Origin of the sequence: Eikenella sp. NML03-A-027 (assembly GCF_001648395.1) — a bacterium.
GTDB lineage: Bacteria > Pseudomonadota > Gammaproteobacteria > Burkholderiales > Neisseriaceae > Eikenella > Eikenella exigua.
The window spans coordinates 135,696-161,954 of sequence record NZ_LXSM01000003.1 but is presented as its reverse complement, the minus strand read 5'-3'; the positions used below and the strand labels follow the sequence as shown (position 1 = coordinate 161,954).

Annotated in this window: 26 protein-coding genes, 3 tRNA genes and 2 pseudogenes; 12 read left to right on the top strand and 19 right to left on the bottom strand. The window is 54.0% G+C overall.

Annotated features, from left to right (window positions below):
• Positions 1 to 8 precede the first annotated feature (8 nt).
• The 4 genes and pseudogenes from A7P96_RS10125 to A7P96_RS01555 all read right to left on the bottom strand — a co-directional run bounded on the left by A7P96_RS10125 (position 9) and on the right by A7P96_RS01555 (position 3,496).
• Positions 9 to 255, bottom strand: a pseudogene (locus tag A7P96_RS10125) (glutaredoxin family protein).
• A 10-nt stretch (positions 256 to 265) separates the two neighbouring features.
• Positions 266 to 1,075: a tRNA pseudouridine(38-40) synthase TruA gene (gene truA, locus A7P96_RS01560; RefSeq protein WP_067524193.1), complete on the bottom strand. Its 810-nt coding sequence runs from the start codon at positions 1,073 to 1,075 to the stop codon at positions 266 to 268.
• Positions 1,076 to 1,493: 418 nt separating this feature from the next.
• Positions 1,494 to 1,616: a FimV/HubP family polar landmark protein gene (locus A7P96_RS10120; RefSeq protein WP_082887884.1), complete on the bottom strand. Its 123-nt coding sequence runs from the start codon at positions 1,614 to 1,616 to the stop codon at positions 1,494 to 1,496.
• Positions 1,571 to 3,496, bottom strand: coding sequence for a FimV family protein (locus A7P96_RS01555; RefSeq protein WP_067524190.1), 1,926 nt, complete (start codon positions 3,494 to 3,496; stop codon positions 1,571 to 1,573). The genes A7P96_RS10120 and A7P96_RS01555 overlap by 46 nt, the downstream gene beginning before the upstream one ends.
• Positions 3,497 to 3,998: 502 nt before the next feature.
• Between A7P96_RS01555 and A7P96_RS01550 the strand changes: the two genes are divergently transcribed.
• On the top strand, positions 3,999 to 4,292 hold the full coding sequence (locus A7P96_RS01550; RefSeq protein WP_197476430.1) for a YciI family protein: 294 nt from the start codon (positions 3,999 to 4,001) through the stop codon (positions 4,290 to 4,292).
• A 239-nt stretch (positions 4,293 to 4,531) separates the two neighbouring features.
• The gene (locus tag A7P96_RS01545) at positions 4,532 to 5,398 is read left to right on the top strand and encodes a peptidyl-prolyl cis-trans isomerase (RefSeq protein ID WP_067448045.1); all 867 of its coding nucleotides are present in this window, start codon (positions 4,532 to 4,534) and stop codon (positions 5,396 to 5,398) included.
• Positions 5,399 to 5,457: 59 nt separating this feature from the next.
• Here A7P96_RS01545 and A7P96_RS10575 read toward each other — a convergent pair whose 3' ends face one another.
• The 3 genes from A7P96_RS10575 to A7P96_RS01540 all read right to left on the bottom strand — a co-directional run bounded on the left by A7P96_RS10575 (position 5,458) and on the right by A7P96_RS01540 (position 6,961).
• Positions 5,458 to 5,703 carry a hypothetical protein gene (locus A7P96_RS10575; protein ID WP_156496233.1) on the bottom strand — a complete coding sequence of 82 codons (246 nt, stop codon included), beginning with the start codon at positions 5,701 to 5,703 and terminating at the stop codon, positions 5,458 to 5,460.
• A gap of 214 nt (positions 5,704 to 5,917) precedes the next feature.
• Positions 5,918 to 6,070, bottom strand: a complete 153-nt coding sequence (locus tag A7P96_RS10570) for a hypothetical protein (protein WP_153705553.1) — start codon at positions 6,068 to 6,070, stop codon at positions 5,918 to 5,920.
• Between the two features lie 216 nt (positions 6,071 to 6,286).
• The gene (locus A7P96_RS01540; protein ID WP_067441415.1) at positions 6,287 to 6,961 is read right to left on the bottom strand and encodes a TetR family transcriptional regulator; all 675 of its coding nucleotides are present in this window, start codon (positions 6,959 to 6,961) and stop codon (positions 6,287 to 6,289) included.
• Between the two features lie 261 nt (positions 6,962 to 7,222).
• On the opposite strand from A7P96_RS01540, the gene A7P96_RS01535 reads away from it, so the two are divergent.
• The 4 genes from A7P96_RS01535 to A7P96_RS01520 all read left to right on the top strand — a co-directional run bounded on the left by A7P96_RS01535 (position 7,223) and on the right by A7P96_RS01520 (position 15,546).
• Positions 7,223 to 8,494, top strand: coding sequence for an efflux RND transporter periplasmic adaptor subunit (locus tag A7P96_RS01535; RefSeq protein WP_067524186.1), 1,272 nt, complete (start codon positions 7,223 to 7,225; stop codon positions 8,492 to 8,494).
• A 14-nt stretch (positions 8,495 to 8,508) separates the two neighbouring features.
• Positions 8,509 to 11,757, top strand: coding sequence for an efflux RND transporter permease subunit (locus tag A7P96_RS01530; RefSeq protein ID WP_067524184.1), 3,249 nt, complete (start codon positions 8,509 to 8,511; stop codon positions 11,755 to 11,757).
• Between the two features lie 61 nt (positions 11,758 to 11,818).
• Positions 11,819 to 13,315, top strand: a complete 1,497-nt coding sequence (locus A7P96_RS01525; protein WP_067524182.1) for an efflux transporter outer membrane subunit — start codon at positions 11,819 to 11,821, stop codon at positions 13,313 to 13,315.
• A 197-nt stretch (positions 13,316 to 13,512) separates the two neighbouring features.
• Positions 13,513 to 15,546 carry a M3 family metallopeptidase gene (locus A7P96_RS01520; protein ID WP_156496232.1) on the top strand — a complete coding sequence of 678 codons (2,034 nt, stop codon included), beginning with the start codon at positions 13,513 to 13,515 and terminating at the stop codon, positions 15,544 to 15,546.
• Positions 15,547 to 15,919: 373 nt separating this feature from the next.
• On the opposite strand, the gene rplI is transcribed toward A7P96_RS01520, so the two are convergent.
• The 7 genes from rplI to A7P96_RS01485 form a co-directional block, all read right to left on the bottom strand.
• Positions 15,920 to 16,372: a 50S ribosomal protein L9 gene (rplI, locus tag A7P96_RS01515; protein WP_067524180.1), complete on the bottom strand. Its 453-nt coding sequence runs from the start codon at positions 16,370 to 16,372 to the stop codon at positions 15,920 to 15,922.
• Positions 16,373 to 16,391: 19 nt separating this feature from the next.
• Positions 16,392 to 16,622: a 30S ribosomal protein S18 gene (rpsR, locus tag A7P96_RS01510; RefSeq protein WP_067441425.1), complete on the bottom strand. Its 231-nt coding sequence runs from the start codon at positions 16,620 to 16,622 to the stop codon at positions 16,392 to 16,394.
• Between the two features lie 6 nt (positions 16,623 to 16,628).
• Positions 16,629 to 16,925, bottom strand: coding sequence for a primosomal replication protein N (priB, locus tag A7P96_RS01505; protein ID WP_067524178.1), 297 nt, complete (start codon positions 16,923 to 16,925; stop codon positions 16,629 to 16,631).
• Between the two features lie 10 nt (positions 16,926 to 16,935).
• Entirely contained in the window at positions 16,936 to 17,310 is a 375-nt protein-coding gene (gene rpsF / locus A7P96_RS01500) for a 30S ribosomal protein S6 (protein WP_067524176.1), read from the bottom strand.
• A 256-nt stretch (positions 17,311 to 17,566) separates the two neighbouring features.
• Positions 17,567 to 17,642: transfer RNA gene (locus A7P96_RS01495), tRNA-His, on the bottom strand.
• A gap of 11 nt (positions 17,643 to 17,653) precedes the next feature.
• Positions 17,654 to 17,730: transfer RNA gene (locus tag A7P96_RS01490), tRNA-Arg, on the bottom strand.
• A 32-nt stretch (positions 17,731 to 17,762) separates the two neighbouring features.
• Positions 17,763 to 17,840: transfer RNA gene (locus tag A7P96_RS01485), tRNA-Pro, on the bottom strand.
• A 380-nt stretch (positions 17,841 to 18,220) separates the two neighbouring features.
• On the opposite strand from A7P96_RS01485, the gene folD reads away from it, so the two are divergent.
• Positions 18,221 to 19,084 (top strand): bifunctional methylenetetrahydrofolate dehydrogenase/methenyltetrahydrofolate cyclohydrolase FolD, encoded by an 864-nt coding sequence (gene folD, locus A7P96_RS01480; RefSeq protein ID WP_067441431.1) that lies wholly within the window; start codon positions 18,221 to 18,223, stop codon positions 19,082 to 19,084.
• A gap of 117 nt (positions 19,085 to 19,201) precedes the next feature.
• On the opposite strand, the gene A7P96_RS01475 is transcribed toward folD, so the two are convergent.
• Positions 19,202 to 19,579, bottom strand: a complete 378-nt coding sequence (locus tag A7P96_RS01475) for a hemerythrin domain-containing protein (protein WP_067524174.1) — start codon at positions 19,577 to 19,579, stop codon at positions 19,202 to 19,204.
• 100 nt (positions 19,580 to 19,679) lie between these two features.
• Here A7P96_RS01475 and A7P96_RS01470 point away from each other — a divergent pair.
• Positions 19,680 to 19,832, top strand: a pseudogene (locus A7P96_RS01470) (hydroxymethylbilane synthase); the annotation flags it as partial.
• 120 nt (positions 19,833 to 19,952) lie between these two features.
• Entirely contained in the window at positions 19,953 to 20,444 is a 492-nt protein-coding gene (locus tag A7P96_RS10115; RefSeq protein ID WP_369799130.1) for a tetratricopeptide repeat protein, read from the top strand.
• 287 nt (positions 20,445 to 20,731) lie between these two features.
• Here A7P96_RS10115 and lolD read toward each other — a convergent pair whose 3' ends face one another.
• From lolD to rpmB, 4 genes are all read right to left on the bottom strand, one after another.
• Positions 20,732 to 21,412, bottom strand: coding sequence for a lipoprotein-releasing ABC transporter ATP-binding protein LolD (lolD, locus tag A7P96_RS01460; protein WP_067524170.1), 681 nt, complete (start codon positions 21,410 to 21,412; stop codon positions 20,732 to 20,734).
• On the bottom strand, positions 21,405 to 22,655 hold the full coding sequence (locus tag A7P96_RS01455) for a lipoprotein-releasing ABC transporter permease subunit (RefSeq protein WP_067524168.1): 1,251 nt from the start codon (positions 22,653 to 22,655) through the stop codon (positions 21,405 to 21,407). The genes lolD and A7P96_RS01455 overlap by 8 nt, the downstream gene beginning before the upstream one ends.
• 355 nt (positions 22,656 to 23,010) lie before the next feature.
• On the bottom strand, positions 23,011 to 23,166 hold the full coding sequence (rpmG, locus tag A7P96_RS01450) for a 50S ribosomal protein L33 (RefSeq protein WP_003822324.1): 156 nt from the start codon (positions 23,164 to 23,166) through the stop codon (positions 23,011 to 23,013).
• 25 nt (positions 23,167 to 23,191) lie between these two features.
• Positions 23,192 to 23,425, bottom strand: a complete 234-nt coding sequence (gene rpmB / locus A7P96_RS01445) for a 50S ribosomal protein L28 (RefSeq protein ID WP_035579964.1) — start codon at positions 23,423 to 23,425, stop codon at positions 23,192 to 23,194.
• Between the two features lie 362 nt (positions 23,426 to 23,787).
• Here rpmB and A7P96_RS01440 point away from each other — a divergent pair, with 362 nt between their 5' ends.
• The 3 genes from A7P96_RS01440 (at position 23,788) to A7P96_RS01430 (ending at position 26,187) form a co-directional block, all read left to right on the top strand.
• Positions 23,788 to 24,333: an RNA 2'-phosphotransferase gene (locus tag A7P96_RS01440; protein ID WP_067524166.1), complete on the top strand. Its 546-nt coding sequence runs from the start codon at positions 23,788 to 23,790 to the stop codon at positions 24,331 to 24,333.
• Positions 24,334 to 24,615: 282 nt separating this feature from the next.
• On the top strand, positions 24,616 to 25,365 hold the full coding sequence (locus A7P96_RS01435) for a GNAT family N-acetyltransferase (RefSeq protein ID WP_067524164.1): 750 nt from the start codon (positions 24,616 to 24,618) through the stop codon (positions 25,363 to 25,365).
• Positions 25,366 to 25,386: 21 nt separating this feature from the next.
• Positions 25,387 to 26,187, top strand: coding sequence for a 1-acyl-sn-glycerol-3-phosphate acyltransferase (locus A7P96_RS01430; RefSeq protein WP_067524162.1), 801 nt, complete (start codon positions 25,387 to 25,389; stop codon positions 26,185 to 26,187).
• Positions 26,188 to 26,259 lie beyond the last annotated feature (72 nt).

Here is a 26,259-nt window from a genome sequence, read left to right as displayed (position 1 = left end):
TTTTCCCTTCAAGTAGCCTTTGCATTTTGCAGCACCGCCAGCAATTTGGCTTCATCGAAATGCCAATGGCAGATTTCCTCGCCCCTCATGCTGCAACACCTGCACGCGCTCGTTATAACGCGCTTCCTGCTCCGGATCTTCATCCACATCAAACACCTGCAACTCAAAACCATATGCCGCCTGATACGGCTGCTGGGTGGAGCGCATTTGGTGGCACAGGCTGCAATATTCGCGAAACATTAAAGTTAAAACCATCTGATTCTCCTCACCAATCGGGAGACAGCCAGGCGGGCGGCGGCGGCGTGGCCACGCCGAATTGCGGCGGATAGTCGATGCCGGTGAGATACAGCCCGTCGGGCATAAAAGTGGGGGGCGCAAGCTTGCGGCTGCGGGCGGTCAGCAGCTCGGCAAAACCGTCCACACTCAACTTACCGCAGCCCACATACACCAGCGCGCCCATCAGGTTGCGCACCATGTGGTGCAAAAACGCGTTGCCGTAGAAATCCACCGCCATCAATTCCGGCGTGCCGCACAAAGCCACGCGATACAGGGTTTTCACCGGCGATTTGGCCTGGCATTCGGCAGCGCGGAAGCTGGAAAAATCGTGTTCGCCCACCAAGAGCGCGGCAGCTTGGCGCATGGCTTCCATATCCAAGGCATAATGCGCCCACCCCGCACGCCCCACCAACAACGGCGAGCGCACCGGCGCCGACTGCAACAGATAACGATAACGCCGCCCGCAGGCATCAAAACGGGCATGGAACTCCGGCGCCACATCCTGCACCCGCCACACGGCCACGCCCTCGGGCAATAGCGCGTTCACGCCGCGCACCCAAGCCTGATCCGGCCGCCGCGCGGCGGAATCGAAATGCACCACTTGTGCGGTGGCGTGCACGCCGGTATCGGTGCGCCCGGCCGTTACCACGCTGATGCGTTCCTGCGCCAATTCGCTCAAAGCAGCTTCCAAGGCACTTTGCACGGTGGCAATGCCGTCTGCCTGCTTCTGCCAGCCGAAAAAACGGCTGCCGTCATAACTGACGAATAAGACACGTCGTTTGATGGGAGATGGATTCATATTTTTCAAATTAATTGGTTTTATAGTGGATTAAAATAAGAATGGGACAAGGAGGCGAGCCGCAGATCGTAACGATAGTGCGACAAGGCAAGCCAACGCCGCAGCATTCTTAATTGTAATTCACTATAGCTCCGTCGCAGCCATGTTTTCAGGTAGCCTGTATATTGGGAAAGGCTACCTGAAAATCAGATAACGGTATAACTGGGCTGGTTGGCATGCTTACGCCAGCGGAGTGCTGTGTACAGCAGTTTTACGCCTGCCTTCTGACTGCTCACTATGAGCCGAAGCCAGCCTACTCTTTTCAGGTAGCCACGATATTGCTTGAGATGGCTACCTGAAAACGGAAACAACGCCGGCAAAAGCTGCCCCGTATAGAAAAACCCGGGCGGAACTGCCCGGGTTGCTGTGGCTAGTTGGATTACTGGCCGATGTCGTTCAACAATTGCTGCGCCTCAGCCTGAATGCTGCTGCCTTCTGATTCGTTAATCAGTTCCATCAGAGTCTGGCGGGCGGTGTTGGCATCGTCGATTTCCAGATACATTTTAGCCAGTTCCAATTGGCTTCCAGCGCCTCTCTCGGCAGCGGGCCAGCACTAACCGGCTCAGTATAGGCCGAAGCGGGCTGGCTAACTTCCACCGGAGCAGCTTGAGCCGGAACAGCCGGCGTGCTGTCAAAGTCCAAATCCATTACATTGGACGTAGCGGTAGCTTCTTCAGCTACACTGCTTACGCCTTCAGTATCCAAGCTTGATACATCAAAGGAAATGGTATTGTCCATTTCCGACGCTGCCGGCTGGGCAGGCTCTACCACTTCAACGGCAGCAGGAGTTTCATCCAACACCCAATCCAGCTCTTCTGGGGCAACCGGTTCAGCCTGTGGCTCGGGCGCTGGCTGCACAGGTGCTTGAACCGCCGGGGCAGCGAAAGCAGTAGGCTCTTCGGTAGCAAAGTTCAGCCAATCGTCATCCGAAGCGGCAGATCCAGCAGCAGCGGGTGCAGCCGGGGCAGCAGGTGCTGCAGCAGGTTGTTCGGACTGCAGCCAACTCCACTCATCGGCTTCGGCCTGCCGGGCCGCGTCTCCAGTACTGGGAGTACTGCCCAGCTGCTGCTGTTCGTCCAAGTGGCTCAAGTCCAAACCCAAATCCTGTTCACTCACCGGTGCAGGCTGCGCTGCGGCAGGAGCAGCCGGAGCGGCAGAAAAGCTGCCGGAATGGTCGGTAACACTCTCAAAATAGAAGCCGTCATCGTCCGCATGATCGTCACCGCGGGCAGGTGCGGCCATTTTGCGACGGCGGTTCATCAGGAGATACGCCAAACCACCCAACACCAACAATCCACCACCACCGTAGAGTGCCATCTGAGTGATGTCCATGCCCTCTTCCTCCATCGGCGGGGTTTCCACCACCGGCGGGGCAACCACGGGCGGCGGCATTTCTTCCACCGGCTCGGACACCATCATATCGGAAGCCTGCTCAGGCAAGCTGGCACCCATATCGGGCAGCACGGCAGAAGCCGGCATCTCGGGGACTACATCGCTGGCCATGGGCGGAACAGCAGGCTGCTCTTGGGGCAATTGCTGAACTGGCGGCTGGGCAGGTTGTTGCGGCTGGGGTTGAGCCGGCTCAACAGGCGGTGCAGGGGGAGTAATCGGCGGAGTGGGTGCGGCCGACTGAGTTTCCACCGACGGCAGCTGGCGTGCTGGAGCGGTGTCAACTGCCGGGCGCTCTTCCTGTGCGCGGTCGCTTACGCGGCGTGGTGGGTTGTGTGCCAAACGGCGCAGGGTTTCGCCATCGGGAATGGTGAGGGTGGCACCACGATACATCAAATCAGGGTTTCCGTTGCGGAAGGCGCGTGGGTTGGCGGCCACCAAGGCGTTGATGGTTTGACGCAAAGTCATGCCGGACGGCTTAACACGCTGGGCAATGTCCACCAGCAATTCGCCATCTTTAATCTGATAGCTTTCTCCCTGAATCTGCACTGGTGCTTCGCGACGGTCGGCAGTACGGCGGTGCCGTCTGGATTCGGCAGGATGGCGGCGGCTCGGTGCAGCTGCAGCACGGCGTTCGTGGCGCGAACGAGAGCTACTGGGGGCAGATTGATAATCGCGGGGATCCAAAATGGCGGTATATTGGTGGTTTTGATTACCTACGCCCAGCCAGAAAGTCATCACCGGCTCTTTAATTGGCGTGCTGGAATGCAAATGGATAACGGCACGGTCGCTGCTTCGGCGCGATACCGTGGCTTGCAGATTGGCACCATTGATGGTGGGCTTGGCCGAAGCCAAAGCACGTGCCTCGTCGCCCGTTACCACCACTGTGGCGGAAAACGGCTCGTCCAAACGCGACTGAACCTGCAAAACGCCCAAAGCGGCATGGGCACCGACAGAGGCTACCAAACCCAGCGAAGCCGCGATCAGTTTCATTTTATACTGCTTACAAAACATCAAATCCCCCTTAACAACCTAAAGTAATGCACTGCTAACCGTCTGAACCAACAGAAAAATACAGAGCCAAATAAGCAAAATTCCAGCCTGAGCACGGCAGTTGTGCAACGGATTAAAATCTCTAAACTTAGGTATCATATCGTTTATTTCCTATTTATGCCAAGCCATTTCTGCTATTTGGCCCGATTTTCTATACAGGAATGAAACATTTTTAATTATTTAACAAAAATCCAGTCTTTCAATCTTTCACCTTTCTGGTGTGTTTGCACTGTTGCCAACGCATCCTCCCAATCCTCAGCTTTGCGATATTTAAGTGCAGAATTTCCGCATTTGCTTTAAGATAAACACCTAAATCGCACCACTTGCAAACTGCCAGCTTACAAGATGATGCAAAGTTTGACGGCAGCCGGGCAAAACTATCCACAGATTTCGTTGCAACAAACGCCTTTGCCCGATTTCCAAATTTATCAAGAGAAACCGAATTATGTTGTTCATGCTGATGGCCTCCGACGTGGCCGATTCCACCAAAGCCAGACTAGCTGCCCGCAGCGCGCATTTGGCCAGGCTAGAAAAGCTGGCCAAAGCCGGCCGGCTGGTTTTGGCTGGACCATGTCCCCTGCCTGAGGGCGAAACCGGCTTTTCAGGTAGCCTCATCGTGGCCGACTTCGCCTCTTTAGACGAAGCTGAAGAATGGGCTGGGCAAGACCCCTATGTGGAAGCCGGCGTATATGCCGAAATCCTCATCCGTCCGTTTAAGAAAGTACTGCCTGCATGAGCACACAAATCATTCTCCAGCGCCCTGGAAACCGTTTTCTCACAGCCTGCTCGAACTGGCCAACGAGAGCCATTACACATCTGCCACACCGACAACCAACACACAGTCCAGCAGATATTGCACGATTTATACCCTGCCTAAATCCACGCCCTGATCATCCGCGCACAAACACCGGAGAATGCGCGCCGCAAAATCCTTTATAATCCGGCTATAACTATCTTGAATTTAAGGACAACAACATGAAACAAACTTCACTCGCACTACTACTGACTACCGTTTTGGCTGTCTCCCCGCTAGCTGCCCAAACCGTTGTAACCGTAAACAATACCCGCATTGACAGCACCGTAATCGACCAACAGGTAAGGATTATTAACGAGCAGAGCAACGGCCAGGTGGTCGACACCCCTGAGCTGCGCGAAAACATTGCCCGCCGCCTCGTAACCCGCGAACTGATGATTCAAGAATCACGCCGCCTGCGCCTAAACGAAAGCCCCGAATTCAAACAAATCATCGAACGCGCCCGCACCGATGCCCGCACCAGTGGCGAAGACCGCAAAACCACCTTCCACCAAGACTGGGAAACCTTTGAAGGCAATGTAACCGCCCAAGCTCTGGTGGCTCACATTCTGCGTTCTAATCCCGTAACCGAAGCCCAAGTACAACAGGCCTATCAGGAAATCACCAACCGCTATCGCGGCACGCAAGAAGTAAAACTCGGCGAAATCATCCTAAACAGCCGCGATAACGCCCAAAAAGCCGTGGCCGACCTCCGACGCGGCCGCCGTTTCACCGACGTTGCCCGCCAATACACCATCGACACGCCAAGCCGTGCCAACGGCGGCATCAGCCCCACTTTTACCCCGCTGAAAGATTTGGAAGAAGGTGCACCCATAGTGTACAACGCCGTGAAATCGCTCGGCCAGGGCAAATTCACCGAAACTCCGGTGGAAAGCAACGGCATTTTCGCCATTTTCTATCTGGAAGCCAAACGCCCCGTGCGCGTACCGCCGTTTGCCCAAATGAAACCACAAATCCAGCAAGACCTGCAAAACCTGCTGATCGAGCAGGAAATTGCCCGCCTCTATCAACAAGCCAATATCCGCTAAGCTTATTCAGCACAGAAAAGGCTACCTGAAAACTTCAGGTAGCCTTTTGTTATGCCTACTTATGGCGGCTGGTAAAAATTGAAAGCGGCATGGCAATACCACTGTTTTTGTTTTTCAGGTAGATTCTCCAGCCATCCTGCCCTCAAACCACCTGCTTCACCGGCAATGCCCGATACACCAGCAAAATCAGTACCAAACACAGCGGCAGCCACAGCGCTGGCGACTGGTTCGACAATTCCAGCATAAACACCAGCGTGGTAATCAGCATTTTCTACGGCACACCCAAAACACCACTGCTCCCACAAATGCTGCCGCCCCCATATCCACTACCGGCAGTCAAACATTCCACGCACAGGCTACCAGTGCTCATGTGTTAACCCACTCATCCGGAAAAGGAAAATCCAGTAGCGGATACTGAATCACATCACCCAATGCCGAGCGCACCATCACAACACCATGCCGCAAGCCAATAGCGCAGCAGCACTATCAAACGCCGCAGCGGTATGCTCTATTCCACCATCACGCAGTACGACAACTCTCTACATTCAGCGGATAACCAAACGCCAAATGCTGTACCGTGTGCAGCAGCAATGTCAGCACAATGCCGATGATGCCCACTGCTACGCCGATGAGCAACAGGGAAAGGACTAACTCGGAAAACAAGGTTTTCATATGGCATATTTTGAGGAGCTCAAACGGTAATATAGCTGAGGCAATTATTTTTCCCTACCAGGTGGTGAGCCGTAGACAGTATGAGTAATACGAGAAGGCGATCCAACGTAGTAGGAATAAATAAGAGCTTTAGCTACAAACACTTCAGGCTACCTGAAAACTTCTGTATGAATGAAGCAGAAAATTTTCAGGTAGCCTGTATGCGGTACGGAAATATTAAGCCTTATGCTGCCGCATACTCAGTGGCAGAGGTTTAAAAGACTGAGTGCACAAATCCGGCGAATGCTGCAATGCCTTCATGGCGGTACGGATAATATTCGGCGCAGTTTTGCCGATGCTGAATTGTTCGGGCATATTCATCCAAATGTTCATCAGCCCGCTGATAACTGACATCATAAACACCACCGCCAGATTAATATTCAAATCTTCCGGTAGCTTTTTCTTTTGCAGGCTTAACGTCAGCACATCGGTGAGCTGACGCTGCCACATATCCTGATAGCTGCGCATGATTTTCACCACAGAGTGGTTTTGCTCAGTGTATTCGCATTTCAAATGAATGATGTTGCAAAACTTTCTTACGGTTTCATCGGTTTCCAGCTTTTGAAACAGATTAATGGTGGCTACTTCAAAACTTTCCCAAATATCCGGCGATTGGGTTTCTATATCGTACGCCAACTTGCTAGATAATTCGACAAATACTTTTTGAAACAGACCTTCAAATAAATCTTCTTTATTTTTGAAATGCCAATACAGCGCGCCACGCGTTACGCCGGCAGTTTGAGCGATTTCGTTTAGAGATGAACGGCTGACCCCTCTTATATAGAATGTATCCAATGCTGCCTTAAGTAGGTAGTTGCGTGTTTTCTGCGCTTCAATTTTCGTTTTTCTCATCACTATTCCAGAATATTCACTGGTTTATTTATTATTAAATTCTGTCATGTTTAGAGCAGGCTTTCAAGCTTCCTATCGGCTCGCCCACGCAATAATGTTGCTTTTTAGTATATTAGCATTTCTTCATTTGAATAGCCATAGACAACATACAATAATGTATGTAAAATATTATTTCTCTAGCGGCTGCTTCCGCCCCCCCATAGGCTTCAAGCGGCCATAATTCATTAAATTAGACATCAACTTAACAAGGCCATCATCATAATGACATATTTCAGCATATCAGGGAAAACGAGCTTCAGGCTGAGTGCAATCGTCGTGACTTCCGTATTAGCGCTGTCTGCTTGCGGCAAAAGCGAGCCACAGCGGCAGGGGGAGCTGGAATTAGTAGTAAGCGTGCTTACCGTGAAGGCAGAAGACACCACCATCAACACCGAACTGCCCGGCCGTTTGGAATCATTCCGCTCTGCCGAAGTGCGCCCGCAGGTAAGCGGCATCATCAAACGCCGCCTGTTCCAAGAAGGCAGTTATGTGCAAGCCGGCCAGGCGCTGTATCAACTGGACGACGCCAGCTACTCAGCCGGCCTTGCCAGTGCACGCGCCCAGCTAGCTGCCGCCGAAGCCGCTCAGGCTAAAGCCAATGCCGATTTGGCACGCTACCAGCCCTTGGTAGCTGCTGATGCCATCAGCAAACAGGAATACGATGCTGCCGTGGCCGCACAACGCTCTGCCGTGGCCAATGTGAATGCCGCCCGCGCCGCCATCCGCTCGGCGCAGGTAAATGTGAACCACGCTCGCATCACCGCGCCGATTTCCGGCTATATCGGCCGCTCCAACGTATCTGAAGGGGCATTGCTCACTGCCGGTGGTGCTACCGTGCTGGCCACCATCCAGCAAACCAATCCGATGTATGTGAACGTTACCCAGTCTGCGCTGGATGTGATGAAACTGCGCCGCCAGATTGCCGAAGGCCAGATGAGCGCGGTAAACGGCGCAGTGGAAGTAACCATTATTTTGGAAGACGGCAGCGAATACCCGCAAAAAGGCCGCCTGCTGTTTACCGACCCGACGGTAAACGAAACCACCGGCCAGGTTTCCCTGCGTGTGGAAGTGCCGAACGACGACAATATCCTGCTACCCGGTCTGTATGTGCGCGTACGCCTGCCGCAGGCACAAGCCAACAGCGCCTACCTCATTCCGCAACGCGCCGTTACCCGTGGTGCCAAAAATACCGTGGTAATCGTAGCGTCCGATGGCTCAATGCGCCAACAGGAAGTAACCATTGCCGGCCAAAGCGGCAACAATTGGATTATTACCGGCGGGCTGAAAGACGGCGACAAAGTAGCCATAGACGGTACCATGATTGCCGGCATGATGGGGGCGCAAAAAGTGAAAACCCAGGAATGGCAAGCCTCACAGCCGCAACAATCTGGCACAGCTGCCGCCCCGATCAAGCCAAACAGCACTTCTGCTCCCGTCCTATCCGGCACAGCAGCCTCCGCTCCGACCGCCCAATCTGCTTCCCAAGCCAAATAAAGGGGCGTACGTAAATGGCTAAATTTTTTATTGACCGACCCGTGTTCGCATGGGTTATCTCCATCTTTATTATTTTGGCGGGTGTGCTGGCCATCCGAAAACTGCCAGTATCGCAATACCCGTCTGTTGCCGCGCCTACATTCAACCTCACCGCCACCTACCCCGGTGCTTCCGCCCAAGTGATGGAAGACAGTGTATTGGCAGTGATCGAGCGCAATATGAATGGCGTGGAAGGCTTGGATTATATGTCTACCTCTGCCGACTCCAGCGGTTCAGGTAGCGTTACCCTCACCTTCACGCCCAACACCGATGAAGACGTGGCACAGCTGGAAGTAAACAACAAGCTGAATGAAGTCTTGTCCAGCCTGCCTGCCACCGTGCAGCAATACGGTGTACGCATATCCAAATCTCGATCCAACTTTCTGATGGTGGTGGCGCTCTCTTCGCAAACGCAAGATTTGGAAGAAATGGCCGATTACGCCAAACGCAATATCGTGCCAGAATTGCAACGTGTTGAAGGTGTGGGTGCAGTGCGCCTGTTTGCTGCCGAACGCGCCATGCGTATCTGGGTAGACCCGCAGAAATTGCAAAACTTCAACCTCTCCTTTGCCGACGTTTCCGCCGCCATCAGCGCACAAAACGTGCAAATTTCCGCTGGCTCGCTCGGCTCTCTACCATCAGTGCAGGGGCAAACCATCACTGCCACCATCACCGCCGAAGGCCAACTCAGCACGCCAGAAGAATTCGGCAACATCATCCTGCGCAGCACCACAGATGGTGCCAACGTTTATCTGCGCGATGTGGCCAAAATCGAGCTAGGTTCGGAAGACTACTCTGCCAGTACCCGCCTCAACGGCAAGCCAAACGTCGGCATGGCCGTGATGTTGTCCAATAGCGGCAACGCCACCGCCACTGCCGCGCTGGTAAAAGAACGTATGGCCAAATTGGCGCAATATTTCCCCAGTGATGTTAGCTGGAGCGCTCCGTACGATACATCCACCTTTGTGGAAATCTCCATCGAACAAGTGGTACACACCTTGGTGGAAGCCATGGTGTTGGTGTTTATCGTGATGTTCGTGTTCCTGCAAAACATCCGCTATACCCTGATCCCCACCATTGTGGTGCCGATTTCGCTCTTAGGCGGTCTTGCCGGCATCTACTATTTCGGCATGTCGATCAACGTGCTGACCATGTTTGCCATGGTGCTGGTAATCGGTATTGTGGTGGACGATGCCATCGTGGTGGTAGAAAACGTGGAGCGCATCATGTCGGAAGAAGGCCTGCCGCCGCGCGAAGCCACACACAAAGCCATGGGGCAGATTTCCGGCGCCGTGGTCGGCATTACCGCCGTGTTGATTTCCGTGTTCGTACCGCTGGCCATGTTCAGCGGCGCCACCGGCAAAATCTACCAGCAGTTTGCCATCACTATGGTGCTCTCTATCGCTTTCTCAGCCTTCCTTGCTCTGTCACTCACGCCAGCCTTGTGCGCCTCGCTGCTCAAACCGATTAGGAAAGGGCATCACGAGGAAAAAACCGGCTTCTTCGGCTGGTTCAACCGCAAATTCACTGCTGGCAACAAGCGCTACGAAGGCTGGGTGGCCGCCCTGCTACACCGTGCCGGCCGTATGCTGATTGTGTACTTGGCGCTGGTGGCTGCCGCCGGCCTGCTCTACACCCGTATCCCGTCTTCCTTCCTGCCGTCAGAAGACCAAGGCAACCTGATGGTCAGCATCCAGCTGCCGGCCGGCGCCACCAAAGAGCGTACCGACCAAACCCTACTGGCCGTGGAGCAGATTGCCAAAGGCACGCCCGGCGTGAAAGATGTATTCACCGTATCCGGCTTCAGCTTTTCAGGTAGCGGTCAGAACATGGCTATGGGCTTTGTGATTTTGAAAAACTGGGACGAACGCAAAGGCGCAGGTGAAGATGCGGCCAGCATCACTCGGAAACTGACTGGTACCTTCATGTCCAGCGGCCTGATCCGCGACGGTTTCGCTATCGCCGTGAATCCACCACCCATCCGCGAACTGGGTAACGGCGGCCTGGAATTCTACCTGCAAGACCGCAACAGCCAAGGCCATCAAGCCCTGCTGGCGGCACGCAATAAATTGATTGCCGAAATGCGTAAAAACCCGATATTTGGCGACACCCGTGCCGCCGGCTTGGAAGATGCGCCGCAGCTCAAACTTACCATCGACCGCGCAGCTGCTGCCGCACAAGGCATCAGCATGGCTTCTATCCGCAGCACCTTGGGTACGGCTCTGGGCGGAGCGTATGTAAACGACTTCCCCAACAACGGCCGTCTGCAAAAAGTGTATGTGCAAGCCGTGCCCCAGGCCCGTATGCAGGCCGAGCAAATTTTGGCCATGACCGTGCCCAACGGTCAAGGCGTGGCCGTGCCGCTTTCCACCGTGGTCAGCGCCTCGTGGGAAGCCGGCATGGAGCAGAGCACTCGTTTCAACGGCTATCCCGCCATGTCGATTAGCGGCGCGGTCAAACCCGGTTTCGCCAGCGGCGACGCTATAGCCGAAGTAGAACGCATCGTATCGCAAATGGACGGCTACAGCGTGGAGTGGGCGGGCGAATCGCGCGAACAGGCCAGCGGCTCTTCCCAGCGCACCATGCTCTACGGCTTCGTATTGCTGGCCACTTTCCTCGTGCTGGCCGCCCTATATGAAAGCTGGTCGATTCCCGCTGCCGTGCTGCTGGTTGCCCCCTTGGGCTTCCTCGGCGTGGTGCTGGGCGTGTTCGGCCGCAACCTGTTCAACGGCGTATTCGGCATCCGGGAGGTGTTCTTCAACGACATCTACTTCATGGTCGGTATGATTACTGTAGTCGGCTTGAGCGCGAAAAACGCGATTCTGATTATCGAATTTGCCAAAGACCTGCAAGCGCAAGGCAAGAGCGCGATGGAATCAGCCTTGGCCGCCGCCCACCTGCGTTTCCGCCCGATTCTGATGACCTCCTTCGCCTTCATCTTGGGCGTGGTGCCGCTGTATGTCGCTTCCGGTGCCAGCTCCGCCAGCCAACGCGCCATCGGTACCGCCGTATTCTGGGGTATGTCTGTCGGCACGCTGCTGTCGGTGTTCCTGGTGCCGCTGTTCTATGTGTTGGTACGCAAGCTGTTTAAACCGTCCCAACACGAAACCGAAATGGCCGCCGCCCACACCAACATAAGCCCCGAGCAGGCCGAACTCTACGTTTCTGCCGCTGAAGAAGGGCTGAGCGAAGAAGAGAAACGCGACCTGCATAACGACCAGTAAAACGTTTTCAGGTAGCCTCTGCCGCATTGGAGGCTACCTGAAAACCATAAGGACAAAGCACATGAGAACAACCGTTTTAAAACCGATTGCCGGCAGCCTCGCCTTCAGCCTGCTGCTCTCCGCCTGCACCCTTGCGCCACGCTATCAGCAGCCCGAAGTAAACGTGCCCGCCAGCTTCCGCTACGACACCGCCACCAACCAAAGTAGCCGTGCCGCCGGCACCGGCTGGGAAGACTACTTTGCCGACCCGCGCCTTAAATCCCTGATTACCCTGGCGCTGCAAAACAACCCCGACCTACGCATGGCCGCCCTGAATGCCGAAGCAGTGCGAGCCCAATACGCCATTACCCGCGCCGCCTCACTGCCCGGCATCAACGCCAGCGGCACCGGCCAACGTACCCGCGTGGCGCAAGATTTGAGCGCCACCGGCCGCTCCTACATTGCTGAATCCTACACCGTCGGCCTCGGCATCGCCTCCTACGAGCTCGACCTGTTCGGCAAAGCCCGCAGCAACAATCAAGCCGCACTGCAAGGCTATTTCAGCAGCGCCGCCGCGCGTGATTCCGCCCACCTCGCGCTGGTTTCCGCCGTAGCCAAAGCCTATTTCAACGAACGCTACGCCGAAGAATCCATGAAGCTTGCACAAAGAGTGCTGCAAACCCGCGAGCAAACCTACCGGCTCAACCAAATCCAGCACAACGCCGGCGTGATTTCTGCCGTCAACCTGCGTGAAATGGAAGCCCTGATTGAATCGGCCAAAGCCGACTACGCCGCCGCCATGCGCGCCCGCGAGCAGGCACACAACGCCCTGGCCGTGCTGATCAACCAACCCGTGCCCAACAACCTGCCCGCCGGCCTGCCGCTGAACAAACAGTTCCGCATCACCCAACTGCCCGCCGGCCTCTCCTCCGACCTGCTGCAAAACCGCCCCGATATCCGCGCTGCCGAGTACAACCTACGCCAGGCCAATGCCAATATCGGCGCCGCCCGTGCCGCCTTCTTCCCCAGCATCAGCATCACCAGCAGCATCGGCACCGGCAGCACCGAAATGAACCGCCTGTTCGACGGCATAAACCGCACCTGGGCATTCTCTCCCACCATCAATGTGCCCATCTTCAACTGGGGCAGTCTGCGCGCCAGCCTGGATGTGGCCAAACTGCGCCAGCAATCGGCCGTGGCCGCGTATGAAAAAGCCGTGCAGTCCGCCTTCCAAGACGTATCCAACGCCCTGGTGGCGCGCGAAACCCTGCAACAGCAATACGATGCCCGCGTGCAAACCCAAAAAGCCTACAACGACCGCCTGCGCCTGATTAATCTGCGCTACCGCCACGGCGTGTCCAGCTCGCTGGAAGTGCTCGATGCCGAACGCAGCAGCTATTCCGCCGATGCCGCCGTGCTCGCCACCCAGCTTTCCATGCTGGAAAACCTGGCCGACCTTTATAAAGCCCTCGGCGGCGGCCTCAAGCAACACACCGAAGCCGCCCCAGCCGCCGCAGCAACGCCGGCCCAAACCACAGCAGAAGCCGCTTCTGCCCCTGCCGCAGCAAACGGCAAATAATCCGGCTGCCCTCATTACGTTTTCAGGCAGCCTGCCCTGCCGACCCTCCCACACATATCATAGAAAGGCCGGCAGTTTTTTATCCGTATTCACACCGCAACTGAGGCTACCTGAAAACACCAATTAACCCTGCCCTTGTGAAAACCCGCCCTGCCCCTATTTGCCCGTATCATCCCCCATCATCAAAAGGAAAATCCGTGAATCCCCTGCTCCAACTCGGCGAAGAGCCGCGTTTCGACCAAATCCAAACCACCTACATCCGCCCTGCCCTCGAATCCGCCCTCGCCGAAGCCCGGGCCGACATTGCCGCCGTTAAGGCTCAAAGCGAAGCCACCTGGGCCAACACCGTGGAAAAACTCACCGACATCACTGAGCGCGTCGGCCGCATCTGGGGCGTGGTATCGCACCTCAACTCCGTGGCCGACACCCCCGAGCTGCGCGCCGTATATAACGAGCTGATGCCGGAAATCACCGTGTTCTTTACTGAAATCGGCCAAGACATCGAGCTTTACCAACGCTTCAAAACCATCAAAAGCTCCCCCGAATTCGCCGCCTTAAGCCCGGCGCAGCAAACCAAGCTCAACCACGACCTGCGCGATTTCGTGCTCAGCGGCGCCGAGCTGCCGCCCGAAAAACAGGCCGAATTCGCCGCCTTGCAAACCGAAGGCGCCCAGCTGGCCACCAAGTTCTCGCAAAACGTGCTCGATGCCACCGATGCCTTCGCCCTCTATTTCGACAATGCCGAGCCGCTCTCCGGGCTACCTGAAGACGCCATGGCAATGTTTGCCGCCGCCGCACAGGCCGAAGGCAAAAGCGGCTACAAAATCGGCCTACAAATGCCGCACTACCTCGCCGTGATGCAATACGCCGACAACCGCGAACTGCGCGAAGAGGTATACCGTGCCTACGTTACCCGCGCCAGTGAACTTTCCAACGAAGGCCGGTTCGACAACAGCCCCAACATCACACGCCGCCTGGAAATCACCCTGCAAGAAGCCAAGCTGCTGGGCTACGCCAACTTCGCCGAGCTCTCGCTAGCCACCAAAATGGCCGCTTCACCCGCGCAAGTGCTGGATTTCCTGCGTGATTTAGCCAAACGCGCCAAGCCCTTCGCCGAACAGGATTTTGCCGCCGTGCAGGCCTTCGCCCGCGACACCCTCACCATTGAAAACCCGCAGCCATGGGATTTAGCCTATGCCTCCGAAAAACTGCGCCAGGCCAAATATTCGTTCAGCGAAACCGAAGTAAAAAAATACTTCCCCGTGGGCAAAGTGCTCCTCGGCCTGTTCGCCCAAATCAAACGGCTCTACGGCGTGGATTTCACCGAAAAAACCGTGCCCGTGTGGCACCCCGACGTGCGCTATTTCGAGCTCTCGCAGAACGGCGCGCACATCGGCGGCGTATATATGGATTTGTACGCCCGCGAAGGCAAACGCGGCGGCGCATGGATGAACGACTATAAAGGCCGCCGCCGCCTACCCGACGGCCAGCTGCAAAGCCCCACTGCCTATCTGGTGTGCAATTTCACCCCGCCCGCAGCAGGCAAAGAAGCCCGCCTCTCCCACGATGAAATCCTCACCCTTTTCCACGAAACCGGCCACAGCCTGCACCATCTGCTCACCCAAGTGGACGAGCTGGGCGTGAGCGGCATCAACGGCGTGGAATGGGATGCTGTGGAGCTGCCCAGCCAGTTTATGGAAAACTTCGTGTGGGAATACGATGTACTGCGCGGCATGTCCGAACACGAAGACAACGGCGCACCGCTGCCGCAGGAATTATTCGACAAAATGCTCGCCGCCAAAAACTTCCAACGCGGCATGTTCCTCGTGCGCCAGATGGAATTTGCCTTGTTCGACATGCTGATTTACAGCGAAACCGATCCCGCCCGTCTTTCCGGCTGGGCTCAAGTGTTGGACAACGTGCGCCGCGAAGTGGCCGTGGTGCAGCCGCCCGCCTACAACCGTTTCGCCAACAGCTTCGGCCACATCTTCGCCGGCGGCTACTCGGCCGGCTACTACAGCTATGCCTGGGCCGAAGTGCTCAGCGCTGATGCCTACGCCGCATTTGAAGAAAGCGGCGATGTGGCCGAATGCGGCCGCCGCTTCTGGCAGGAAATCCTCGCCGTGGGCGGCTCGCGCAGCGCCGCCGAATCCTTCCAAGCCTTCCGCGGCTGCGCCCCCAGCATCGACGCCCTACTCCGCCACAGTGGCTTCGATTTGAACGGTGCCTAAACCGCAGGGTAAAGAAAAGGCTACCTGAAAACGAAACGCAGCACATTTTTCTACGAAACTAAAATTTTCAGGTAGCCCTTCTACTGAATAAATTATAGTCATGCCAAACAGGAAAGAGACAAGGCTGCAGTCCCAGACAGCACGGGAATACCGCAAAGTGAACCAACATCGGATGAAGAAATAAGTATTTAGCTATATTTCGCCATCTTATCTACCCATACTGTTTATGCCGCGTGGCCTTTTACTTTTATGAAAATAATTGCTTTAGCCACATTAAAAAACGTATTTATCCCTTATACAGTAAAAACAATAAAATAAAGGCTACCTGAAATATTCAGGTAGCCTTTTTGATGTTGCAGATAACAGCGTGGGCTTATTCTGTGGCCGGCACAACAACCACGGTAATATTGGCTACAGCATCAGCATGCAGGGCAATTTCGACTTCGTATTCACCAACTGCTTTGAAAGGGCCGTTGGGCAGACGTACGTTGGCTTTAACAGCTTCCACACCAAATGCACGGATAGCTTCGACAATGTCGGCGTTGGTTACAGAACCGAACAAGCGTCCGTCCACGCCAGCCTTTTGGGCGATAGTGATAGATTGGCCTTCCAGTTTAGCCTGACGAGCCTGTGCATCAGCCAGGATTGCAGCCTGACGAGCCTCGAGTTCGGCACGGCGAGCCTCGAAGTCGGCCAGTGCAGCTTCGGTAGCACGTTTGGCTTTACCTTGCGGAATCAGGAAGTTACGGGCATAGCCATTCTTTACGGTTACCACATCACCCAGATTGCCCAAGCCACCAATTTTTTCTAACAGAATGATCTGCATAATATAAATTCTCCGTTAATTATTTGTGTTGGTCGGTGTACGGCAGCAGAGCCAGGAAACGGGCACGTTTTACGGCCACAGACAGCTGGCGCTGATAATGGGCTTTGGTACAGGTAATGCGGGCAGGGATGATTTTACCGTTTTCGGAAATGAAATCTTTCAGCAAATCAACTGATTTGTAATCTACTTGTTTGATGCCTTCTGCGGTAAAGCGGCAGAATTTTCTACGTTTAAATGTTTGACGAGCCATCTCAATTCAACCTTTATTTTCAATAATTGTCTGTATATGCAATATGGGGCGACGGTATTTTTGGCTGTAAGCCGCAAGAAATCCGGATATATCCACCATACTGCCTGCTTTGTATTGCCAGAATTTTGCCTGTTTGCCGATTAATTTCGCCTGGAGTTCAAACCGGGCGAGATAATGTTCGCCTGCTTCTGTTTGCCACGATTCATGCTCTAAAACCAATCCCAATACGGCTATGCCGGCCGGGGTGTAGCGCAAGGCATCGATATCCTTGATGCGGGCGGTAAGGCTTACAGTATTGTTCAAAATTTCACACTTAGGCTTCGGTGGCAACTTCTTCCTGAGGCTGGCCATTCAGCAGGTTCTTGGATTTTTCTTCCTTCATCATAGGAGAAGCTCCGGTAACAGCTTCGTCCATTTTGATGGTCAGGTGGCGCAATACAGCGTCGTTGAAGCGGAAACCGGTTTCCAGCTCTTCGATGGCAGCCGGGGTGCACTCGATGTTCATCAGCACGTAGTGTGCTTTGTGCAGCTTGTTGATGGGGTAGGCCAACTGGCGGCGACCCCAGTCTTCCAAGCGGTGAATGTGGCCGCCGGTTTCGGTAATCAGGGCTTTGTAACGTTCAACCATGGCAGGTACTTGCTCGCTCTGGTCGGGATGAACGATAAATACAATCTCGTAATGACGCATGTTCTCTCCTTATGGCTAAATACAGCCCGCCGTCATGCGAAAACAGCGGGCAAGGGGTTAGAAATATGGCATTATATCGGCAAAATACAGCGTAAGCAAGCATTTACTGGATGGAGCGATGATAATCGCAGTTAAATTGTGTGTCCGATGTTTGCACAATTAGCACAGGCTACCTGAAAAAGAAGAGCCAAATGGGCTTAAAACGAGTTTGGGATACAAAGAAAACCCGCATGCTTCAGCATACGGGTTTTCAATTTGGGGTGGCTGATGGGGCTCGAACCCACGACAACCGGAATCACAATCCGGGGCTCTACCAACTGAGCTACAGCCACCATAAAACTTTTGGCGCGCCCGACAGGAATCGAACCTGTAACCGCCCGCTTAGAAGGCGGGTGCTCTATCCGGTTGAGCTACGGGCGCTATCCTGTCGTTCACAATTTCTCAGAGAACTTTGGTCGGGGCGGTGGGATTCGAACTCACGACCCTCTGCTCCCAAAGCAGATGCGCTAACCAGACTGCGCTACGCCCCGATAAGAAATAAGGATTTTACCCACGCTGCTTTTGTTTTGTCAAGCAGGTGATTCAAAATTAAATGTCGCCTTGCTTTCATGGATAACATTTCATGTTAAATAACAATTTATTAATAGAATATCTAATTCACAACACCAGTACGTATTATGCACAATAAACTCACACGGGCAAGATTTCCAGCAGCCCAAAAGAGTTATTAGCAACATGCTATAATCGCCACGTCGACAATCGTTGAAACCTTAACAATTGCTGACTGCAGCGCATAGTGCTGCATGGATTATCTTTATTTTTTATCAATAGATTGCTACTTCTATTCGTGGCAGCCATTCAGCCAATTCATTTTACTTCCCCACCCAACCCGACAGAAAAGGAACAATCCATGACAGCCCAGATTCTCGATGGTAAAGCCGTTGCTAACGAACGTCTGCTGAAACTTGCCGACAAAGTGGCCGAGCGCCGCAAACAAGGCTTGCGCCCCCCGTGTTTGGCTGTTTTGCTGATTGGTAGTGATCCTGCCAGTGTAGTGTATGTGCACAACAAAAAAATTGCCTGTGAAAAGGCTAATTTCGATTCCCATTCCTACGAGCTGCCCGCTTCCACTACCGAAGAAGAACTGCTTCAGCTGATTGACGAACTCAATACCGCCCCCACCGTGGACGGCATTTTGGTGCAGCTGCCCTTGCCGGCACACATTAACAGCCAGTCGGTTATCGAGCGCATCCAGCCGGATAAAGACGTGGATGGCCTCCACCCCTACAACATCGGCCGGCTGGCCATGAAAATGCCGCTAATGCGCCCTTGCACACCCAAAGGAGTGATGACCCTGCTAGAAACTTACGGCGTGGAGCTGCGCGGCAAAAAAGTGGTAATCGTGGGCGCATCCAATATTGTTGGCCGCCCGCAGGCGCTGGAAATGCTGTTGGCTGGTGCCACTGTTACCGTATGCCACCGCTTTACTGTAAACTTAGAGCATGAGGTTTCTAAAGCCGACGTAGTGGTAGTGGGCACGGGCAAAGCCAGGCTGATTCAGGGCAGCTGGATTAAACCTGGCGCCGTGGTGGTGGATGTGGGCATCAACCGGCTAGCAGACGGCAAACTCTGTGGTGATGTGGATTTTGAAACCGCCAAAGAGCGTGCCTCCATGATTACTCCCGTTCCCGGCGGCGTAGGTCCGATGACTATCGCCATCCTGCTGGAAAACACCTACTATGCCGCCACGCTGCACGACAAACCGACAGCCTAAGGCGTACTTGTATGTGAAGAGCAAACTGCTATATCGGCAGTTTGCTCTTGTTTTTCTATATGATATAGCCACTCAAAAGGCTACCTGAAACCCTACTGGGCAAGCCACACAATATTTTCAGGTAGCCTCTCCCTCTTCACCCAAGATTTCCTGAAACGCCTGAAATAGTTCGCGCTCTTCAAAACGCGCATGGCCGCGCAGGATTTCGGCAAAAGTCTTCATCCAACCGGGATTGTCGAACTGAGGCGCGGCCAGCATTTGGCGCAACAGCGCATGTTCGTCCTCAAAACGCCGTTGCATGGCCGGCTGTGCCAATTTATCCCACCACGGCGCAAACAGCGCTTCCTCTTCGGCAAAATGCGCCAGCAAATCATCTTTCTGCTTGGCAAAATCGGTACGATGGTCGGCGGCAGGGTCGCGCAAGATGCGGGCACACATGGCCAGCGAATGGTGGTGGTCTTGCGACAGCGGAATCAACAGGGGATGGCGTTTCATTTTTCAGGTCGCCTGAAGTGGTTGAACGATGGCCAGATTATATAGCGGGCAGCGCAAAACGCCCACAAACACGCCGCCGTTTTATGATAGACTGCCCGCCGTTTGCCATTCCGACAGCTCCGTCATCCTGCGTGAAGAGGCCCAAGCTCTGCGCGAATACGCCGATGCTCTCGGCCGTGCCGTAGCCAAAAAACTGGCCGACAACGGCGCTCAAGAGCTCATCGCCGCCGTGTTGGCCGAGCAGGCTACTTAAAAAAAGTAGGAACAAAACTGAACAGCATCAGGGCAGTATTCAGTAAAATCAAAACGAATGCCCTCCAAACGTCTCAGGTAGCCTGTGCTTGAGACTACCTGAAAACACCTCTAAAGGAAAATCATAAACCCCAAATCCCTCTACCGCGCCACCCTGCTCGAATACCTCCATTGCGCCTCTTTCTCCGCCGACCTGGCCGAAGCCAGCACCGCCTGCCGCACCTACCGCAAACTCGCCAAAAAAGGCTGCCCCAACAACTGGTTCGTCCTCGGCCGCGCCCGCCAATACGGCTACGGCGTCAAGCCAAACCTTGCCAAAGCTGAAAAGCACTACCACCGCGCTGCCAACTACGGCCATGCCGAAGCACAGGAAGCCATCGGCTACCTATACGAAAAAGGCCTCGGCCTGCCACAAAACCACGCCAAAGCCCGCAAATGGTACGCCCGCACCGCCTTGCAGGTTGATGCCGCCGCCTGTAACAACCTCGGTTTTAACAACGGCAAAGGCGCGTGCCCTGCAGCAAAAAACTGGCGGAGAAATAGTACAAACTCGCCGCCCACGCGGGTAGCATCCTTGCATTATCCAACCTCGGTGTCCTGTATGAAGATGTAGGCCATCTGAAAAAAGCTGTCCGCTACTACTGCTGCGCTGCGGCAGCAGATGATAAATATGCTACCAAACAATTGAAACGGTTGGATAAGTAAATCACCTCTGTTTTCAGGTAACCCGATACCATCTGAAATAAATGGCTACCTGAAATGCTATCGGGGCAGGGTGATTTATGCCTTCATTTTCGGAAATGGGCAAAGGCTACCTGAAAATTGCCAAACTCTTTCTAGTTTGAGCTTTCAGGTAGCCTTTGTTATGCGCTAGGCGGCTTGGATAGTTATTGGATAGATTCAAGCCCGCAAACTGCCGTCGTCCATAGTGAGCACGCGGTCGAAGCGTTTGGCCAGTTGCTCGTCGTGAGTAACTACAATGAGAGCGGTACCCAGCTCATGTTTGAGCTCCAGCATCATTTCCAATGCATGGGTGGCGTTTTTGCGGTCGAGGTTGCCGGTGGGCTCGTCAGCCAGCAGGCAGTCGGGCTTGGTTACCAGTGCGCGGGCGATGGCGGCACGTTGGCGTTCGCCGCCGGAGAGTTCACCTGGGCGGTGGGTCATACGGCTGCCAAGGCCGACTTTTTCTAAAATTTCGGCAGCAGCAGCCTGCGCTTCGGCCCGGCTTTTGTGTGCCACCAAAAGCGGCATCATCACGTTTTCCAGTGCGGAAAACTCGGGCAGCAGGTGGTGGAATTGGTAAACGAAGCCCAAATGCCGGTTGCGCAGCTGGCCGATAGCCACCTGGGAGAGGCTGTTTAGGCCCTGACCTTGGATTTTCACTTCGCCGCTGGTGGGTTTATCCAGCCCGCCGAGAATGTGCAGCAGGGTGGATTTGCCGCTGCCGGAGGCGCCGATGATGCCGATGCCTTCGCCTGAGGCTACCTGAAAATCGATATTGCGCAGCACTTCTACTTTGAGGCTGCCGTCGTCGTAGGTTTTGCCTACGTTTTGGCATTGGATAACGGCTTCTTTATTCATAGCGCAAGGCCTCTGCGGGTTGGGTTTTGGATGCGCGCCAGCTGGGCAGCATGGTGGCCACGAAGGAGAGGCCGAGGGAAATAGCAATAATCGCTAGCACATCAGACAGCTTCACTTGCGAAGGCATATAGTCGATGAAATAGATGGCGGAAGTAACCAGCTTGCGACCGGCCATCTGCTCGATGGTGGCAACAATAGCGCCTACGTTTAGCGCTACGGTTACACCCAGCACTACGCCGATAGCGGTACCGACCACACCTAAGAGCGTACCCTGTACTAGGAAAATCTTCATGATGCCGCGCGGAGGCAGGCCGAGGGTGCGCAAAATGGCGATGGCAGCCTGCTTTTCGGTTACAGTCATAATGAGGGTGGAAATCAGATTGATGGAGGCGACAAGGCTGATGAAGAACATGATGACAAACATCATCTTCTTCTCCACTTCCACGGCTTGGAAGTAGTCGCGGTTTTGGTAGGTCCAGTCGAAAGCGGCGATACGGTTGCGCTGCTCGGCGGGCACAATAGTGGCGGTCACGTCGGGTGCGGTTTCCGGCTGCGAAAGGCGCAGCTGAATGCTAACATCGCCATCCCCGGCACGATACAGGGTTTTGGCGTCTTCAATATGGATAATAGACAAGCTGTTATCCACAGCGAAAATGCCGGTGGAAACAGTGGAAGCCACGGTGAATTGCTTCATGCGCGGCACCATGCCCACCGGTGTAACGTTGCCTTCAGGCGAAATCAGAGTAACTTTTTCGCCCGGCTGCACGCCTAAGCGATCAGCAATATCTTTGCCCAAAATCATTTCAAACTGGCCAGGTTTGAGCTGCTGATACAGCTCATTGGGCAGCTTTTCGCCGTATTCCGACACTTTCGGTTCTTCAGCCGGGTCGATCCCCTTTACCTGCACGCCCTGCACCTCACCGGAATTAGCCAACAGCGCCTGCCCACTCACGTAGGGCGCCACACCCAGCACACGTGGATTGGCTTGAGCGATTTTGGCCAAGCCTTGCCAAGTGTCACCCGGATCAGCTTGTAGATAGCTCATCTGCATGTGGGGGGTAACTTGCAGCAGCTGGCCGCGAATTTCTTTTTGAAAACCGTTCATCACGGAAAGCACCACAATCAGCGCGGTTACGCCGGTGGCAATACCGAAAATCGAGATAATGCTGATAACAGACATCAACCCGTTGCGTTTTTTGGCGCGCATATAGCGCAGGCCGATCCAAGTTTCTAAGGAAAGCATAGTGGAATGGGCTCCGCAGTCTGCCGAAGCAGGCTGCAATCATGGGATTGGCGGGGTTTCAGGTAGCCTTTATCTGGCTAAAAATCACTTCATGCAGCATCAGTTCGCTTCATTTGCAAAATATGCTTCAGCGGTGTATTTGATACGGCGGCAAGGTACACGATATGCAAACTTGGCCAAGCATTAGATTTGCAAAAAGCGGCGCACAGTATACAGGCTCTTTGCCGGGCAGGGCATTGGTATTACGCGCATTTGCCCTATTTAACGGCAGATGTACCCTTAGTGGGGCAGATATAGAAAACTGCATTCTCTGCCAAGCAGAAAATGCAGTCTGGGTAGAAAGCGTGGCTGAAGATTATTTCAGCTTGGTTTCTTTGTAAACCACGTGCTTGCGGGCAACCGGATCGAATTTCTTGATTTCGAATTTGCCGGGGGTAGTCCGCTTGTTTTTGGTGGTGGTGTAGAAATGGCCGGTGCCGGCGCTGGATTCCAGCTTGATTTTATCGCGCATGACTCTAATTCCTTAAATAATGTGATTAGGCTTCGCCGCGTGCGCGCAGATCAGCCAGAACGGCATCAATGCCAACTTTGTCAATCAAACGCAAAGCCGCATTGGAAACGCGCAAGCGCACCCAGCGGTTTTCGCTCTCAACCCAAAAACGGCGCGATTGCAGGTTCGGCAAAAAACGGCGCTTGGTTTTGTTGTTGGCGTGCGATACGTTGTTACCGGACATCGGCCGCTTCCCGGTTACTTTGCAAACTCGTGCCATGGTTAATTCTCCAAACTTCAAAAAAATATTAGATAGAAACGAAACTTGCTTTATACCATAGAAAGCATTTTCAGTTCAAGTTCTATCGCGATGAACTTGGCGGATGTGCTGCTGGATACAACATTTTGTGGGTAGGGTTCCTGAAACGGTGTGCTGGATAGATTTTTGTATTTAACACACTGTTTTAATGATTTAATTGCTTTAATTATTTTATTTTCAGGTAGCCTTAATTGCTAGGAGCAAGCGCTGCATCAGGCCGGTATGGTTTGATGAATGTGGTAGGGCTCATTTAATATTTTCCGTTTTTCAATCCCAGCGCGATACTTAAAATACAGCTAAACACCAGATTTAAAGGCAATACAATGGACAAATCAAACGCCGACGTGAGCAAATTCCTCAGTTATATCCTGCGCCACCATCCCGAAGCCATCGGTTTGACACTAGATGGCGAAGGCTGGGCTAATGTGGATGAACTATTAACTCAAACGGCGGCACACGGGCGCAACATCAGCCTGCCGCTATTGCATGAAGTGGTGGCTACCAATAATAAAAAACGGTTTACGCTGTCTGCCGATGGCCGCAAAATCCGTGCCGAACAAGGGCATTCCACGGCACAAGTGGATATTGCCTACACCGAAACCGAGCCGCCGGAAATCCTGTATCACGGCACGGCGCAGCGTTTTGCCGAAGCTATTGAAGAGCAAGGCTTGTTGCCGGGCAACCGGCATTATGTGCACTTGTCGGGTGATGTGGAAACGGCTGTATCGGTGGGCAGCCGCCACGGCAAGCCGTTGGTGTTGGAAGTGCAAGCCGGTCTGATGCGTCAGCAGGGTTTTATATTTTATTTAACAGCCAATAAAGTATGGCTGATTAAGGAAGTGCCGGCACAGTTTTTACGGCGAATGTAAGAGGCTACCTGAAACTTTTTCGACTGATCAGACAAGCTTTCAGGTAGCCTGTGTTAGCTATGGATTGATGGGCTACCTGAAGGTGCAAACTGTAACCCAGACTAAATACTTGGCCGGCAATATTCTTGAATAATCTACAGTGTGCTATTCCCCCCCTATTGAACAAAACCCTTGTTAAAATCCGCCATTTCCGCCGCATAGGCAAACAATTTACTTGCCACTTGCACCATGTGGCTTTACAGTTCAGGCTGTGCGAAATGGCACGTTTTTCCGGAGTAACCCATGCAACAAATAAAAAACCAAGAATGGCTGCTGGTAGACGGTGGCAATCTTGAAGTGAGTGTAACCCGCGAAGCAGATGCCGTGGAAGAAGCGCAACGCCTGCGTTTCGACATCTTTGGCCGCGAGATGGGCGCCGGCATACACAGTGAAGACGGCCGCGATATCGACCGTTATGATGAATTCTGCCGCCACCTGATTGTGCGCGACAAAAACAGCAGTCGCATCATTGGCACCTACCGCTTAATCACCGAAGAAGCGGCCCAAGCTGCCGGCGGCTGGTATTCCGATTCCGAATTCGACCTCTCCCGCATCCGCCACATCCTGCCCAAAACCGTGGAGCTAGGTCGCGCCTGCGTACATAAAGACTACCGTACCGGCGGCACGATTTCACTGCTGTGGATGGGTTTGATCAGTTTCATGCAAACACATGGTCTGGAATACATGATCGGCTGTGGCAGCGTGCATGTAGATGACGGCGGGCATTATGCCGCCAGCCTGTTTAACCAGCTCAAACAGACCCATTACTCACCCGAGGAATACCGCGTGTTCCCGAAAGTGCCGCTGCCGCTGAACGAACTGCGGCAGGATTTGGAGGTGGAGGCACCGCCTCTGATGAAGGGCTACCTGCGCGCCGGCGTGTGGATTTGCGGCGAACCGCATTGGGATAAGGATTTCGGCAGTGCCGATATGCTGGTGATGATGCCGATGGCCAATATCCATCCGCGTTACGCCAAACATTTTGTTAAATAAATCAGAAGACAAGGTTAGCTGATGCGTAGGCTCAGACTGATTGTCAGGCTATTTTGGGTGGCTGCCATTTTGTTGTGGGGCTGCCTTCAGGTAGCCTTGTTTTTCGGCCGTGAAGATAAGGCCAAACGCCAATGGCGGATTCAACGCTGGTCGCGCCAGTGCATGAAAGTGTTCGGTACCAAGCTGACCGTGCACGGCGCAGAACGTTTTTTCGCCGAAGGTGGCCAGTTTATGGTGGGCAACCACATCTCCTGGCTGGATATTTTCCTCATCAACTCCGTGCAGGCTGTACGCTTTGTAGCTAAGCAAGAAGTGCGCGACTGGCCGGTAATCGGTTGGCTGGTGGCGCGAGTCGATACAGTATTCATCAAACGCGGCAACCGCCAATCATCACAGCAAGTGATGGATGTGCTGTTGCAGATTTTGGCGGAAAAGGATTACGCGGTTGTCTTCCCCGAAGGAACAAGCACCGACGGGCGTGGCATCAAGCCGTTTAAGAGCGGGCTATTCGATACCGCCATCATCGGCAAATATCCGGTGTGGCCGGTGTTGGTGTACTATCCAAATGAAGACGGCAGCCCGAACACGGATATGGCCTATTGCGGCGAAATCAGCCTGTGGGAATCGTTCTGCCGTATCCTGCCGCAAAAGCGCAGCGAAGGCGTGCTGTATTTTCTGGAACCGATTTCGCCGGAAGGCAAAACGCGGCAAGAGTTATGCGCCGCCGCCCAGGCGCAAATTGCGGCCAAGATGGGCGAACTGCGCGGGCTGCCGCCGGAGAGCGTGGTGGAAGAAAAGGGGGCTGTGTTCGAGCGGACTTAAGCTGTCGTGATGATTGTTGGGCTGTCCAGTTTGTAGGGACGGCCTTTTGTTTGGTCTTGTAATTTTATTTTT